This is a genomic window from Iodidimonas gelatinilytica, from assembly GCF_008579125.1.
Lineage (GTDB): Bacteria > Pseudomonadota > Alphaproteobacteria > Sphingomonadales > Rhodothalassiaceae > Iodidimonas > Iodidimonas muriae.
On record NZ_BKCL01000004.1, the window covers coordinates 109,902 to 124,615 of the forward strand.

General features: G+C 55.4%; 14 protein-coding genes and 2 pseudogenes. 1 reads left to right on the plus strand and 15 read right to left on the minus strand.

Annotation, left to right across the window (positions count from 1 at the left end):
- Positions 1-7: 7 nt before the first annotated feature.
- From ccoS to JCM17844_RS07000, 15 genes and pseudogenes are all read right to left on the minus strand, one after another.
- Complete coding sequence (ccoS, locus tag JCM17844_RS06930; RefSeq protein ID WP_150000283.1) at positions 8-196, minus strand: cbb3-type cytochrome oxidase assembly protein CcoS; 189 nt, start codon at positions 194-196, stop codon at positions 8-10.
- Complete coding sequence (locus JCM17844_RS06935; RefSeq protein ID WP_210431546.1) at positions 193-1,191, minus strand: HAD-IC family P-type ATPase; 999 nt, start codon at positions 1,189-1,191, stop codon at positions 193-195. Before JCM17844_RS06935 ends, ccoS begins: the two co-directional genes overlap by 4 nt.
- Positions 1,134-2,405, minus strand: coding sequence for a heavy metal translocating P-type ATPase (locus JCM17844_RS06940; protein WP_210431547.1), 1,272 nt, complete (start codon positions 2,403-2,405; stop codon positions 1,134-1,136). The genes JCM17844_RS06935 and JCM17844_RS06940 overlap by 58 nt, the downstream gene beginning before the upstream one ends.
- Complete coding sequence (locus tag JCM17844_RS06945; protein ID WP_150000286.1) at positions 2,392-2,898, minus strand: FixH family protein; 507 nt, start codon at positions 2,896-2,898, stop codon at positions 2,392-2,394. Before JCM17844_RS06945 ends, JCM17844_RS06940 begins: the two co-directional genes overlap by 14 nt.
- Before the next feature lie 19 nt (positions 2,899-2,917).
- Positions 2,918-4,327, minus strand: coding sequence for a cytochrome c oxidase accessory protein CcoG (ccoG, locus tag JCM17844_RS06950; protein ID WP_210431548.1), 1,410 nt, complete (start codon positions 4,325-4,327; stop codon positions 2,918-2,920).
- A gap of 133 nt (positions 4,328-4,460) precedes the next feature.
- Positions 4,461-5,353, minus strand: a pseudogene (gene ccoP / locus JCM17844_RS06955) (cytochrome-c oxidase, cbb3-type subunit III).
- Positions 5,350-5,559 carry a cbb3-type cytochrome c oxidase subunit 3 gene (locus JCM17844_RS06960; RefSeq protein ID WP_150000287.1) on the minus strand — a complete coding sequence of 70 codons (210 nt, stop codon included), beginning with the start codon at positions 5,557-5,559 and terminating at the stop codon, positions 5,350-5,352. The pseudogene ccoP and the gene JCM17844_RS06960 overlap by 4 nt, the downstream one beginning before the upstream one ends.
- A 5-nt stretch (positions 5,560-5,564) precedes the next feature.
- Positions 5,565-6,302 carry a cytochrome-c oxidase, cbb3-type subunit II gene (ccoO, locus tag JCM17844_RS06965; protein WP_150000288.1) on the minus strand — a complete coding sequence of 246 codons (738 nt, stop codon included), beginning with the start codon at positions 6,300-6,302 and terminating at the stop codon, positions 5,565-5,567.
- 14 nt (positions 6,303-6,316) lie between these two features.
- Positions 6,317-7,922, minus strand: a pseudogene (gene ccoN, locus JCM17844_RS17215) (cytochrome-c oxidase, cbb3-type subunit I).
- Positions 7,923-8,084: 162 nt separating this feature from the next.
- Entirely contained in the window at positions 8,085-8,441 is a 357-nt protein-coding gene (locus JCM17844_RS06975; protein ID WP_150000289.1) for a hypothetical protein, read from the minus strand.
- A gap of 128 nt (positions 8,442-8,569) precedes the next feature.
- On the minus strand, positions 8,570-8,710 hold the full coding sequence (locus JCM17844_RS16480) for a DUF1318 domain-containing protein (protein WP_150000290.1): 141 nt from the start codon (positions 8,708-8,710) through the stop codon (positions 8,570-8,572).
- A gap of 11 nt (positions 8,711-8,721) precedes the next feature.
- Positions 8,722-8,901 carry a YdbL family probable chaperone protein gene (locus JCM17844_RS16485; protein WP_150000291.1) on the minus strand — a complete coding sequence of 60 codons (180 nt, stop codon included), beginning with the start codon at positions 8,899-8,901 and terminating at the stop codon, positions 8,722-8,724.
- The gene (locus JCM17844_RS06990; protein WP_150000292.1) at positions 8,898-9,167 is read right to left on the minus strand and encodes a YnbE family lipoprotein; all 270 of its coding nucleotides are present in this window, start codon (positions 9,165-9,167) and stop codon (positions 8,898-8,900) included. Before JCM17844_RS06990 ends, JCM17844_RS16485 begins: the two co-directional genes overlap by 4 nt.
- Positions 9,168-9,201: 34 nt before the next feature.
- Positions 9,202-11,838, minus strand: a complete 2,637-nt coding sequence (locus JCM17844_RS06995) for an intermembrane phospholipid transport protein YdbH family protein (protein ID WP_150000293.1) — start codon at positions 11,836-11,838, stop codon at positions 9,202-9,204.
- Positions 11,839-11,945: 107 nt separating this feature from the next.
- Entirely contained in the window at positions 11,946-12,920 is a 975-nt protein-coding gene (locus JCM17844_RS07000; RefSeq protein ID WP_371864749.1) for a lipid A deacylase LpxR family protein, read from the minus strand.
- A gap of 511 nt (positions 12,921-13,431) precedes the next feature.
- On the opposite strand from JCM17844_RS07000, the gene JCM17844_RS07005 reads away from it, so the two are divergent.
- Positions 13,432-14,703 carry a hypothetical protein gene (locus JCM17844_RS07005; RefSeq protein WP_150000295.1) on the plus strand — a complete coding sequence of 424 codons (1,272 nt, stop codon included), beginning with the start codon at positions 13,432-13,434 and terminating at the stop codon, positions 14,701-14,703.
- The last annotated feature ends 11 nt before the right edge of the window (positions 14,704-14,714 follow it).

The window sequence follows — 14,714 nt, forward strand, 5'->3', positions numbered from 1 at the left end:
GTCCGCATCACGCAGAAGGCGGGGCATCGCCTTCATCATTCTGGTTTTCGTCATCTCCATCATCATCGAGCAAGATGCGCTCGGCGGCCCCGTCCAGATCGTCATATTGCCCGCTTTTCAGCGCCCATAAAAACGCCAAAAGGCCAAGCCCGCCCAAAAACAATGCAATGGGGATCAAAAACAGCAGCACCGTCATGGCCGCCCCCCGGACCCTGTGCGCAACCGCAAGGCATTCAGCGTCACAAGGATAGAGGAAGACGACATGGCCACCGCCGCGATCAAAGGTGTCACAAACCCCAAGACTGCCAAAGGCACCGCCACAAGATTATAACTAAAAGCCAGGCCGAAATTTTCCAGAACCCTGTTTCGCGCCTTATGGGCGATGGTGATGCTATGCAAAACCGGACGCAGGCTTTCGCTTTGGAACACGAAATCTGCCGCCGTTTGGGAAATATCTGCGGCACTGGCCGGCGACATGGACACATGGGCCGCGCGCAAGGCCGGGGCATCATTCAAGCCATCGCCCACCATCAGCACCCGCTTTCCGCTTTCGGACAAGGCATTCAGCGCCGCAATTTTATCCGCCGGGCTGCATCGGGCTTGCCAATGCGTTATGCCAAGCTGTGCTGCGGTTTGCGCCACCACCGCCTCACGGTCTCCGGATAAAAGCCGCACGGTTTTTCCTGATGCCAAAAGCGCTGCCACCACATCTTGCGCATCAGGGCGCAGCCGGTCATGGAACAAAAAGCGCCAAGCCGAGCCATCAAGGCCCGAAAGCCACAAATCCGGACCGGAATGGTTGTCATCCTCCTGCGCCGCTGTCGATTGATCCTGCACAACCCAATCCCGACGGCCAAGGCGCACTTTACGGCCTTCCAGTATTCCTTCCACCCCATAACCCGGCACCTCATGGATCTGCTCGAGTTTCGGCATGGGCAGCCCTGCCCCCACTGCCGCAACCGCCTGCGACAAGGGATGGCGCGATTGACTGGCAAGCGCCGCCGCCAATGCCAGATCAACAGTCGGGATGGCATCACCATTCACAAGATCAGGCACACCCAATGTAAGCGTGCCCGTTTTATCGAACACCACCTCGTCGATCTGTCCCAAGCGTTCCAGCCCATCGGCGGATTTCACCAGAACCCCAAGACGCAACAACACCCCCGATGCCACCACTTGCACCACCGGCACAGCAAGGCCAAGGCACAGGGGCAGGTGATAATCAGTACCGAAACCGCCGTCATCAAAGCCGGATGCCAGCCCGCCCCGATCAACATCCAGCCCACAAATGTGCCTGCGGCCAAAAGATGCACCATTGGTGCATAAAACCGCGCAATGCGGTCGGCCAGGCGCACGAATCCGGCGCGGCCTTGCTCGGCGGCTTCCATCAGGCGGGCAATTTGCGCCAATAGGGTATCCTCGCTGGCGGCCTTGATATCCACCAGCAAAGGACCGGAAAGATTGAGAGTTCCGGCATAGACATTATCGCCCGCCAAAGCCCGTTCCGGCACACTTTCGCCGCTGAGCAGGCTCATATCCACATCCGATGCCCCGTCGGCCACAGCCCCGTCGGCAGGCACCCGCATCCCCGGAGCCACAAACACCCGATCCCCCGGCATCAAGGCTTCAACGGGAACGGACCGCCGTTCCCCGTCTTCATCGATGCGGATTGCCGCAACAGAACGAATGGCCAGCAAATTCCGCGCCGCTTCTCCGGCGCGGCTACGCATGGCACTTTCCAGATAGCGGCCGATCAGAAGAAAAAACACCAGGCTGATGGCCGCATCGAAATAGACATGCTCGGCCCCGCGCATGGTTTCCAGAAGGCTTGCCCCCGAAGCCAAAATCACCCCCAGCGAAATCGGCACATCCATATTCATCTGCCCAACCTTCAAGGCAGAGGCGGCGGAACGAAAAAACGGCTGGCCTGCATAAGCCACGGCAGGCAAGGCAATCAGCGCGGAAATCCAATGGAATAACTGGCGGGTAACCCCATCCATATCGGAAAACAGGCCAGCCCACACCGAAACGGACAACAGCATCACATTGGCAGCAGCAAAGCCCGATATGGCAATGCCGCGCAACAGGCTGCGGGAGCGGGCATTATCCCCCTGATCGGCCAAACGGGCATCGAAAGGGGCAGCATCAAAACCCAGGGATTCAATGGCGGCGCGGATATTTTCCACATTTTTTGCGCCTGTCTGCCAGCGCACCCGCACCCGACGGGTGGACAGATTGGCCCGGGCATCGGTTACAGCATCAAGCGCCGACAAGCCCCCCTCGATCTTGCGCATACAGCCAGCGCAATGCATGCCCGGCACCAGAAAATCCATTTCAGACAAGCCGTTCTCAAGGCTGCGGACCTGACCGCTCCACGCATCAAGGGCGGGGCTATGAGACGCCATGCTTGTCATGGCTTGATGAAGATGTTTTTGCGCAGGAAATAATTCTCGGCCCCGGCGCCATCGGCAAACAAGCGCAATTCCCACCGTCCGGCACGGGGCAATCGCGCCACGCTTCATAGCGCCCGTCGCCCAATCCGGCCAGCCCGATGCGCTCGTCATGGTCCGCTTCCACCTGCGAGAAAAACAGCGCCGAAACCGTCAAGCCATCCAGCGGATTTCCCTGTTTATCCGCAAAGCGGGCCGTGACTTTCTGCTCAAGGGCCGATCCAAGCTGTTCATGGTCAAACGCCACCTGCCAGCCCAGATCATGCTGCTGCCGGGCCTGTGCCAGAATATCATTATAATCGCGGCCTTTCCGATAGGCGTCTTCTTCTTGCACCCCGTCATATGTTTTGGCGGCGAAGGTCATCATGATCAGATTTGCGCCGAAAACCAGGCCGAAAAACCCGAAAAAGATGGCGGCCACTTTGCGCCCTGTCAGTTCTTTTGCCATGCCCGCACTTCCTTATTCATCAGCGGCGGCCCTGCGAACGACTCTGGGGGCCGCGAAACACCGTATTGCGAGAGGCAACGGCCCCGCTTTCCATATCGCGGATGGCAATGTTTATGGCCTTTTCCCCATTGGCCAAAACCGGCGACCGCACGATATCGGCCGGGGCGGTCACATAAAGCCGGACCGATTGCACATCATCGGGGCCAACCATCACCCGATCCGGGCGATCCACCGCATTGGGGCGGCTTAATGCCAATCCTTCTATCCCCGAAAGCTCGATGGAAAAATTGCGGGTTTCATGGGCTTTATTAAGGATCTTTATCGTATAGCCATTGCGTACCGAGCCATCGGACAAAGGCACGAACAGCGGGTTGCGATCCCGCAGCACGCTCATCTCCAGATCGCCGCGCGTCAACAAGCCATAGCCCATCACCGCCGCCGTCAACAGAATCGACAGGCTGTAGATAATGGTGCGCCCGCGCACCAATCTTATTTTGGGCTTTTCACCCTTTGCGCGCGCATCCGGCATGGCCAGCGTTTCATAATCGATCAATCCACGCGGGCGGTCGATCTTGTCCATGATCTCATTGCAGGCATCGATGCACAAAGCGCACTGAATACATTCAAGCTGCGGGCCATTGCGGATATCGATCCCCACCGGACATACCGCAACACAGGCCTGACAATCGATGCAATCGCCCCGCCCGACCCAGCTTTCCCCTTTTTTGTGCGGCCCGCGCGGTTCGCCCCGATCAGGCTTATAAGACACCAGAAACGTATCCGCATCGAACATGGCCCCCTGAATACGTGGCCATGGACACATATAGGTGCACACCTGTTCGCGCATCAGCCCGCCAAGGCTATAGGTGGTAAAGGTCAATCCGGCGATTGCCAAATAGGCCGCCAAGGGAGCTTCGCCGGTCAAAAGCCCGGTCATCAGGCTTGGCGCATCGGCAAAATAAAACACCCACGCGCCGCCTGTGGCCACAGAAAGCACCAGCCAGATAAAATGGGTCAGCGACTTCTTGGCAATTTTCGTCGCCGTCCAAGGGGATTTATCCAGCTTCATGCGCTTGTTGCGGTCCCCCTGCACAAGGCGTTCAACCCAGATGAACAGGTCTGTCCATACCGTTTGCGGACAGGCATAGCCGCACCAGACGCGCCCGAAAAGGGATGTGAACAAAAACAACAGCAAAGCGGCAAGGATCAACAGGCCCGTGAGATAATAAACCTCTTGCGGCCAGATCTCGATAAAGAAGAAATAAAACCGCCGATGGGGCAGATCCAGCAACACCGCTTGGTCCGGGGCGGTTGCCCCGCGATCCCAACGCAGCCACGGGGTCACATAATACACCCCCAGCGTCACGATCATCACCAGCCATTTCAGATTACGAAAGGTGCCTGAAACGCGCTTGGGATAAATTTTCACGCGCGATTGATAAAGCGGCCCCTCTCGCCACCGGGTTGCGGTGGCTCGGGGGCTTTGGCTTTATTATGTCCGCTTGCGATTGACGCTGTCATAGATCCTGCTTTTCTCGCACATCATTCGGGCATATGCCCGCTTAAGGCTGCAGTTCTTCCCCGCCACCAAGGCTGTGCACATAAAGGGCAAGCTGCTTGATGGTGGCATCATCCAACCGACCCGCCCATGCGGGCATCACACCGCCCCGACCATTGGCGACGGTTTCATAAATGGTGTCTTTGTCGCCGCCATAAAGCCAAATGGCATCGGTCAGATCGGGGGCACCCAATTCATGCATGCCCGTACCGTCTTCCATATGGCAGGCAGAGCAAATCTCCGCAAAGGTGGTGGCCCCACGCCGGGCGGCCTCGTTATCATCTTCGCGTCCTGAAAAACTCAGCACATATTGCACCACATCGCTCACTTCATCGCGTGACAAAATGCCGTCCTTCAAATAGCCCTGCATCATGGACAGGCGGGTATCCATATCCGCTTCCCAGCGAATACCGTGGCGCAAGGTGGTGTGGATATCATCCAATGTACCGCCCCAAAGCCAGGCATCGTCATTCAGATTGGGAAAGCCCGCAAAGCCCTGTGCGCCAGAGCCGTGACACGGGGCACAATTATCGCCAAAGGCTGCAGCACCGCCTGCAAGACTGACCTGCAAAAGTTCGGGATCGGTGCGGATATCTTCCAGACTTTGCGCGCGGATCTGCTTGAAATACACCTCGCGCCCGGCTTCGATCTCTGCCAGTTCCCGGCTTACTTCGGCGCGTTTGGAGAATCCGGCCACACCCTTCAAATAGGTCCATTCCCCCATCCATACCGGCCAGCTTGGGTACCAGATCCAGCGAGAACCGACAAACCGATGCAGGCATAAAAGATATAGAGCCACCATTTGGGCAGGGGGTTATCAAGCTCGGTGATGCCGTCCCAATCATGGCCCGTGGTTTCCACCCCGGTCAATTCATCGTGTTTTGGTGCGTCACTCATGGCCGCCCCTCCCCTTTTTCATCCTCTGGGCTGTTTTCGTGAAGGCTGTCCTCAAGCGGGCCGTCATCCTCAAGCGGTAAATTACGCGCATGATCGAATGTCTTTTTATTGGACGGCCACAAGGCATAGGCCACAGCCGCCACAAACAGCACCAAGAGGAACAAAAGCCCCCAAGTTCCGGCGATTTTTGAAATGGCTTCATACATGGCGCTTATCTTTCATTGCCCGCGGCCTGTTCGTTATAGGCATTGAAATCCACGAACGTGCCGAGCACCTGCAAATAAGCAATCAGGGCATCCAGCTCCGATACCATGCGCGGATTGCCATCGAAATCGCGGATGGCAACATTGTCGCCATAGCGTTCCATCAAGCCGTCGATATCGCCATAAGGATCAAGCTGCGCCAAAAGATCGGCCGCGGCATTTTCGATCATTGCCTCGTCATAGGGCACACCCACCGTGGCATTGGCGGCGATCACCTCTTTGATGGTGCGCATGTCCAAGGGTGTTTTTGCAAGGAACGGATAGCCGGGCATAACCGATTCCGGCACCACGGACCGGGGAGCTGCCATATGCAGCCGGTGCCATTCATCGGAATATTTATTGCCAAGCCGGGCAAGATCCGGGCCGGTGCGTTTGGAGCCCCACTGGAACGGATGGTCGTACATGCTTTCCGCTGCCAGTGAATAATGGCCATAGCGGTCCACTTCGGACCGCAAGGACCGAACCATCTGGCTGTGGCAATTATAACAGCCTTCCCGCACATAAATATTACGGCCCGCCAGTTCCAAAGGCGTGTAAGGACGCACGCCGTCCACCTCTTCGATGGTGCTCTTGATCCAGAACAGCGGCACGATTTCTACCAGCCCGCCGATAGAGACCACAATCAAGGTCAACACCAACAAAAGGATCGAGTTCTTCTCGATGGTTTTATGGGAAAATTTCGCCATCAGATCGCTCCCCCTCACTCAGCCGGTTGGGCAAGAGTATCGAGAGGAACATCCTCCGACCCACGCACCCGACCCTTGGCGGTCATATAAACATTATAGGCCATGATCAGAGCCCCCGCGAGGAACAGCACCCCGCCCAAGCCCCGGATCACATAATAAGGTGCATGGCTTCCACCGTTTCCGCGAAGGAAAACTCCAGAAAGCCCAAGGCATCATAAGCCCGCCACATCAGCCCTTGCATGATCCCCGAAACCCACATGGCGGTGATGTACAAAAGGATGCCGAAGGTGGCGACCCAGAAATGCCACTCCACCAGAACCAGTGAATACAGCCGTTTCACATTGAAGACCGCCGGTGCCATGCAATAGATCGCGCCAAAAGACACAAAGCCTACCCAGCCCAGCGCCCCGGAATGCACATGGCCGATGGTCCAGTCGGTATAATGGGACAAGCCATTCACCCAGTGCATCGACATCACCGGACCTTCAAAGGTGCTCATGCCATAGAAGGCCACCGACACCACCAGCATGCGAATCACCGGATCGGTGCGCAGTTTGTCCCATGCGCCTTTCAGGGTCAGCAAGCCGTTCAACATGCCGCCCCAGCTTGGCATCCACAGCATCAGGGAGAAGGTGGCCCCCAAAGTCTGCGCCCATAAGGCAGCGCCGTATAGTGGAGATGATGCGGTCCGGCCCAGATATAAAGGAAGATCAGCGCCCAGAAATGGATGATCGACAGGCGATAGGAATAAACCGGCCGCTCGGCGCGTTTGGGAACGAAATAATACATGATCCCAAGGAAGCCGGCGGTCAGGAAAAAGCCCACCGCATTATGGCCATACCACCATTGGATCAGGGCATCTTGCGTACCGGAAAACAGCGCCACGGATTTCGACGAGAATATCGACACCGGCACCGACATATTATTGCCCAGATGCAGCATGGCGATGGTCACGATAAAGGCCAGATAGAACCAGTTGGCCACATAGATATGCGGCTCGCGGCGCTTGGCCAGCGTGCCAAGAAACACCAGAAGATAGGTCACCCACACAATGGTCAGCCAAATATCCGCATACCATTCCGGCTCGGCATATTCGCGTGATTGCGTCACCCCCATCAGATAGCCGGTGGCGGCAATGACAATGAACAGCTGATAGCCCCAGAACACGAACCATGGGGCAATATCGCCCGCAAGACGCGCCCGGCTGGTGCGTTGCACCACCCAAAAGCTGGTGGCGATCAACACATTGCCGCCAAAGGCAAAAATCACCGCCGATGTGTGCAAGGGCCGCATTCGGCCAAAATTGAGGAAGCTGGTGTCGAAATTCAGTTGCGGGAAGGCAAGCTGGAAGGCAATCACCACGCCGACAAGAAACCCGACAACACCCCAGAATACCGAGGCCACGACGCCATATTTCACGATGCGATTATTATAACCGCGTTTATCCGCTTTGCCGTTGGATGCGGTGTCCCCTAAAACAGCGATCCCCGCAATAAAGGCTGCGGCGAACAACAAGGCGTGAAAGCGCATGGGTGTATCCAGCGCATAAATGGCGATGATAATCCAATAAAGGCTGCCTGCGCCAAGGGCTACGATCATGCCCCAAGCGCTCAATGGCATCTTTGTTTGTGCCTCTGTTTGATGTCCGGCCATGGTCGTCTCTCCCTTGGTCCTTGCGCTTCAGGCGCTTCAGGCTCTTCTGGCACCCCTTGGGCCCCACGAATTTGATCCAGATCAAATTGCTGGATATGCTGATTGTCGCATGATCCGTTTCTGCTTCTTTCATGGCGGAGCCCAAGCCTTGACGAAGCCTGTGGCAGCCTTGCGCCATAAAGAGCCCACCACCCCACCGATCGCAGACACACATGCAAATGCAGATACAGATCCGGGCGCGAATTCGCCGCGCAGATCGGGGGCTGCCAAAGAAAATGCCTGCTCGCGGGTGATCCCCGCATGGCATGGGGCAAAGCCGCTGACCGGTGCATCATCGGTCACACCACGACAAATCAGATCGGCCGTATATTGGGAAATGGGTGCAAGGATTTCGGCAAGGCTTGCCAGCAAAAACAGGCCACCCACAAGCAGTGCCAATGTTTCGCCGCGTTGTCGGGCCGTGATGAGCACACCATTTGGCTGCACGTTTCCATCCCTCATTGATTTAAAAGTCATACATAAAGACAAGAGGGGGTCAATCTTTGATACAAATCAAAAAAGCGCCCGGAGCAAACCGGACGCTTTCAAGAAGACTTATAAAAACAGGCGTCTGATTATTTCTTTCGCCAGCGCCCTGCCGCATCCTTGAAATACTGGCCTTTGGGCAAAGACTGGATAATCTGCCGGCCGGCGCGGGCCTGCACAGCAGCAAGGGGTGCCGATGTATCGGCCGCGATCTTGCGGTATTCTGCCATGCGCTGCTCATTCACCGTTCGCACCAAGCAGACAAAGCCGCATCGGGGGCCGCCACCGCTTCCACCAACCCGTCAGGCCGTTCGCCAAGCAATCCATTGGCCTTGGCCTGGCTCAACCCCTGTTGCGCTTGGGCCAGAGGGGCCATCAGCACAAGGGCCAGAACCAAAATGGCTTTTTTCAATAGGGTCATTGCATATCACTCCCTTGTGGCTCTTGGGGCTGTATGGCAGGCAGATCTTCCGCCTTCACCCCGAATAATTCAGGATTACGCCGGATCAGATCCAGCAATTCCCGGTCAATTTCGAGCCGCTTTTGTTCCGTGATATTGATATTCACATCAAAGCGGATCGGTTCATCCGGGGCTTCCAGCTTCACCGTGGGTGAACAGGCCCCGGCCAAAGCCACCGCCCCACAAATAAGCGGCAACGCAGTAAATTTGCGCGATCTGGATCTCATGGCATCATCTCCACGGCTTCATGTTCAGGGCCCTTCATTGGGGACTATCGGCAGGTTTGTCTTTTTGCGCACGCTTGAAAAGGCTTTCAAGGCTTTGCGAACGGCCTGCCCCCATGGCGCTTTCCACAGCTCCCACCAACGCCCCTTGTAAATTAAAGTTCAATTCGATGGGATGGCCATCGAGAAAATCCGGATTGGCTCCGCGCGCCGCCAGTTGCATGCTTTGGCTGCCTGCAAAATCCCCGGCAAAGCTTAAGCTCAGCACATTATAGTGAAAGTTCTGCAAGGCCTGGCGCAACATTTGAGAGCGCATATCCTCCCCTTGTAAAAAGCCGGGAACGTCACCGGGATTATACCGCAAAACGCCATTATCTGTGGCTTCAAGCCGCGCATCTTCTACCTTCAGCCCGCCCGCAGCAAGGGTAACCGGCACGCGCCCATTGAGCAAACCATCCCCTGTCAAACCATCCACACCACCCATCATCATCACCTCTGTCACCCGCACCCCTTCGGCGTTCAAGACCACCACAAGATCACCCGGCCGGGATAAATCCATGATGAACGAGTCCGTATAGAGCCGCCCTCCGGCCAATGAAAAATGCAGATCAGAGATGGAAAGCTGCGTATTATCCGTTAACTGAAAGACCGCTTCCCCTTTTTGCAACAGCACACCCGCCATCAATTGGTCGATGGTCAATCGTTGATCCGGTGCCGTATCCAGCGGCCATAAAGACCGGAGCGCGATCTCGCCATTCAGGCCCGAAACCGCCATGCCCGATGTTTCAAAAGCCACATCCGTCAAGGAGACATGCCCATTCGACCGCACGCCCCCTGCTTCTTTTCTCCCCCAAACCACATCGCCTGCAAATTCAAACTGACCGGAGACATTGGTTAAAACATCTGCATAGGCAGGAGCGATATCGCCAATTTCCGCCACATCGGGCAGAAACTTCACAGGATACAATGTTAAGTGGGCCGCCCCGCCTTCCGAACCGCTTTGCCCCTTCGCTTCCAAAACGAACAAGCCCAAAATGTCCGAGATCCAAGCTTCGAACACAAGAAATTCGTCTGGCTCTTTGCTCTCTGCCTTGACCTCCAGCGATACCGGTGCCCAGACCGGCATGGGATCAAGGCTGGCCAGTTTTTCCAAAGTCAAAGCCGCACTTTGCAGGCCCTTGTCCGTCACCACGACCTGACCCGATAACCCGCTGGCCACCAGCGCCACATCATCGGAAATCACCTGCCCATCAAAAAGATCGATAGAGGCCGTCAGCCCGTTTTTCACGCTCCCATTGGCGGCGACAATGATCTGCGGCAACGTGCCTTCCAAGCTCTGGCTTTTCCCCGCTTTATTCTGCACATCCAGTGCAAACGCATGGCTCGGCACGATCATGTCCAGCCTGCCGCTCTGGTCGTCCAGATCCCAAACCAATAGGGGGTCGCTTCCCTGTGTTTTGAAACACATATCCTGCAAGGGGCCGGCTTTATAGCCGCTTACATCCATCTGCGTGATGCGGCCCACCATACATCCTTCATGCCACAGACGCAGGGAGTGGCGGTTTGCCTCTATGGCAATGGCCGGGGCATCCAGATGCAGGCCATCAAGGCGCAGATCCGGTAATACAGCTTCGGCGTCCAGCATAAGCGCCCCGTCAAGGCGCAGATCCTGTTGGCTGCCCACCATACGGCCTTCATAGGATAAAAACGGGATATGCATGCCTTCAAAGCCGAGATCACGTAATTGGGCAGAGAGCGTGTCCATGCTGGCTGTCGGGGGCCCTTCCGCCCAATCCAGCACGAACTCCCCCGCCATCTCGCCGGCCCCCGCCAGCATCGGTGACAAAAGGGCCAGATCTGTGCTGGTGGCCTCCAATCGGCCGGTGGCTTTCTGTTCCCCCACCTTATTGGACACCCGCAGCGTGGCATGAGCCGATGGCGCATCAAGACGAAGATCCGCCTCAATTCGTGAGTGCGGCACATCCAGCATGGCCCAGCCCTCGACACGCCCTTCCACGCCGTCTTGCGCCTGCATTGCCCCTTGCGCCAGATCAAAGCGCAAGGTTTGAAGTGCCCCTGTTGGCGACAAGTTCGCCAAAAGGCCGCCCTCTATCACGGCCAAATCATGCTTGGCATGGATCGCGGCGGTCAGATGCGTTCCTTTGACCGTTTGTTCCAGCGCCGCATCATCTACCGTCACCTCCACCGGCCCCGTTCCGGTGAGAGACAACGCAATATGCGCCGTCCCGATGGTCAGACGATCCAGCGGCAAGAAAAACGGTTGGTCCGATTGACCCTGCATAGCAAGGTGATAGCCCGCCACATTGAGCGATCCTTCCGCATCGGCCGCCACATCCGCCTGAATCCGCCTAATATCAAGGGATTGCACGCGCCCCTCCAATATATCGGACAGATCAAATCGTGCCGTACTATCGAAAAGCAGCGCTTCATCCGCACGGCCTAAAGCAATCCGGCCAATCCGCACGCCTTCGCCCCACTGGATCTGCACCCGCTGGATATCAACCTGTTCAAACCCTGCGCGCAGCAATGCCTGTGTCAGCCCCATGCGCAGCAAAAAAGAGCTGGCCAGAAAACCCGCCACCAAAAACAGACACAAGCAAGCAACCGCCCATAAGGCTGCCCGATAGATGCGTTTTCGTGCCGATTGTGCCATTGCTTTTTCTGGGCTTTCTTCAGATCTTTCATCAGGTATTTCTTTTGGGCTTATGGCAAGGCATTGCCGCAAAAACCTCGCCTGATTGCCAGCCTATTCCACAGCGCCTAAAAGGCAATAGAGAGATTGATCGATCCAAAGGCCTGGGCCTCGCTTTGAAGCTCGAATTCGCGGGACCGGTGCACATAGCTGTATGACAGGGCAAAGCGGTCATAACTCAGCGCGATACCGGCGCTGATCTCGTTCACGAACTGTCTTTTGGCAACCGTATGGCCATTATCGAAAATACCACCATCCAGAAACATATTGCGGGCCACCGCCCGTGTTTCAAAACCGCCGAAAATATACCAGCCAACGCCTGTTTTTTTGGCCCTTAGAATTTTACCGGTGCCGGTGGCACTGGGATTGATGCGCGGCGGAAAAGCATGGGGAAGAAAATTGCCAATCCTGCCGATAACACCCGCATTGGCATCAATAAACACCGATCCCAGATTGGCCCCAAAACGCGGCGAAACATCCATAGAAACCGGGCCGAACAGATTTGCCACGTCATAAAACCACGCCCGCTCATAGAAAATTTGCAAGGTTGGTTCCGTATCAATCTGAAACTCCCAGCCTTGAGGCTCAGGCGAGCCGGTAAGCGTATGCACGAATTTCTGGCTGCGCTCCGCCAAAGCAGGTGGCCCCGTCACCCCAACGGACAATGTGAGGGTTTCTTGCATATTGCCTACCTGTCCTGACGCACCGGCTTCGAAATACAGCCAGCCCGCATAAGGCCGATCATCCAAAATTCTTTCCTTAATGGTGATATCCGCAGGCGCAAACATGCTTTGCCCCACAGCCATGAACAGGTCCGTATCCTCGCTTTTCGCCCCGGAAGGCAAAAGACCGGATACAAAAGAAAAGGATTTGGGGCGGTCTTGCGGGGCCAGCGCCACCGCCAGCCTGAAACCGTTGGTATACCAACGGTCTTCACCGTCACCATAAAGGTCGTTTTCACTTTGAAAGGAAATCACCGAACGCGCTTGTTCGCGCTCAATCGGGGCCTCTTGGGCACCCGCTCGCCCCGAAACACAGGACATCGCAATAAAAAATGTAAGGAGCACCGCCCTCAGCGCGATTTTGATAAGCGGCGAGATTTTCGAACATGTCTTATTCAGGCGATACAATCTGTCAGCATCTATATTTATAGGCGAATTCCCCGACACATCCGTTCCTCATCAAGAATTGCGCAAACCGCTTCGTTTCATACTTTTTTTGGAAATAATTTTTTAAAAAATATCATATTTTTCATATGGATAATATTTTTATTTCAAATTCAAAAAGTTTGAAATATCAATTTCAAGTTGTACTTTTATTACAAATATCCTTTTCGTGAGGTTCCGTCACACTTTAGTGATCTGTAATTTTATCGAATTAATTTAAATTTTTTTTAAACGTTTACGGGCCCTTTATGAGCACATAAATACGACAACTGGAGGGGCTCCACGTGACGACAAAAACAGGCATATTCTCTTTATTTAAAGGAGAGAATGATTACTTTAAACGACATCTACTGACAACCAGCGCTTTATTATCCATTGTACTCACGCGATGCCAGCTTGGGCACAAGAGAGCCCCGATGATGCACAAGCGCGAATCGATGCCTTGGAGCAACAGCTCGAACGCGTTCTCGGCGTGGTACAAGATCTGAGCGCCGAGATCAAATCATTGAAAAACAGCACTCAGGCTGTCGCCCCGGCTCCCAGCCCTGCCACGGCGGATGGATTAACACCCATCGACTTGTCAGAACGCCTTGATGCCGTTGCGGCATCTGTCGAAGAAGCCAATACCCGCATCGATGATGTGGAAGATATTGCCTTCGATATTGACGAGCGTGTGGGCAGCCGCGCCCTTGTGCGCGCCTTCGATGCCAAAAGCTTCGATCTGGGTGGCTTCATCCATACGGCGGCTACCTTTGTAGACGGTCAGGAAAATGACGAATTCGCCGTGAACCGGCTGTTTTTCGGTTTGCTGGCCAGCGCCCAGCTTAGTGACAAATGGTCTTTGTTCGTAGGCCAGGCCTTCATGCGCGACTCTGATGTCAATTATGGTGATCCCGGCAACCGGCTGGACCCGAATTTCAGCATCGTCAACAAAACACCTTTGATGCTGGCCTATGCCACCTATGAACATAGCGATGCCTTGACTGTGGATGTCGGGCGTTTCCTGACACCTCATGGCATTATCAATATCGAGCATTTCCCGGCTATTTTGCTGGACCCTGAACAGCCACAATTCCTGCGCCCCTTCAGCGGCCAGACGATTTTTTCCAATTTCATCAATGGTGCAAAGGTCAGCGGGCAAGTGTATAAGCCCAACGGCATTAACGGCACATTGGGATATTCCGTATATGCCGGCACCTACACAGAAAACAGCGATAGCGTGAATTATGGTGGCCGCGCCTTCTGGAGCTTCGGCGACACAGGTGTCACCATAGGGGCCAATCTGGGTGGCGGACGCCGGGATGGGGCCGATAGTGATTATGTGCTCTATGGCGCCGACCTGCTCTATGACAAAGGGGCCTTCCAGTGGAAAAACGAGCTTTTCATCACCGATGAAGATTTGGGCGGCGATCGACTGGCTTTCTATTCCCAGCCCGCATGGCGTTTCGCCGAAGGCTGGACAGCGTTTTATCGCTTTGATTTCCTGGATGATGGCACCGATGAAGGGGATCGCAAAGAACATGCCGTGGGACTTACCTTCAAGCCCGTTCCACAAGTGCATCTGCGCGCCATTGCTCGCCTCAATCGCTTTGACGCCGGCGGAGGGTTTGAACAGGCCAATGCTGAAAACTATCAGCTTTCCGCGACATTCTCATTTTAAGGGGGCAAGGA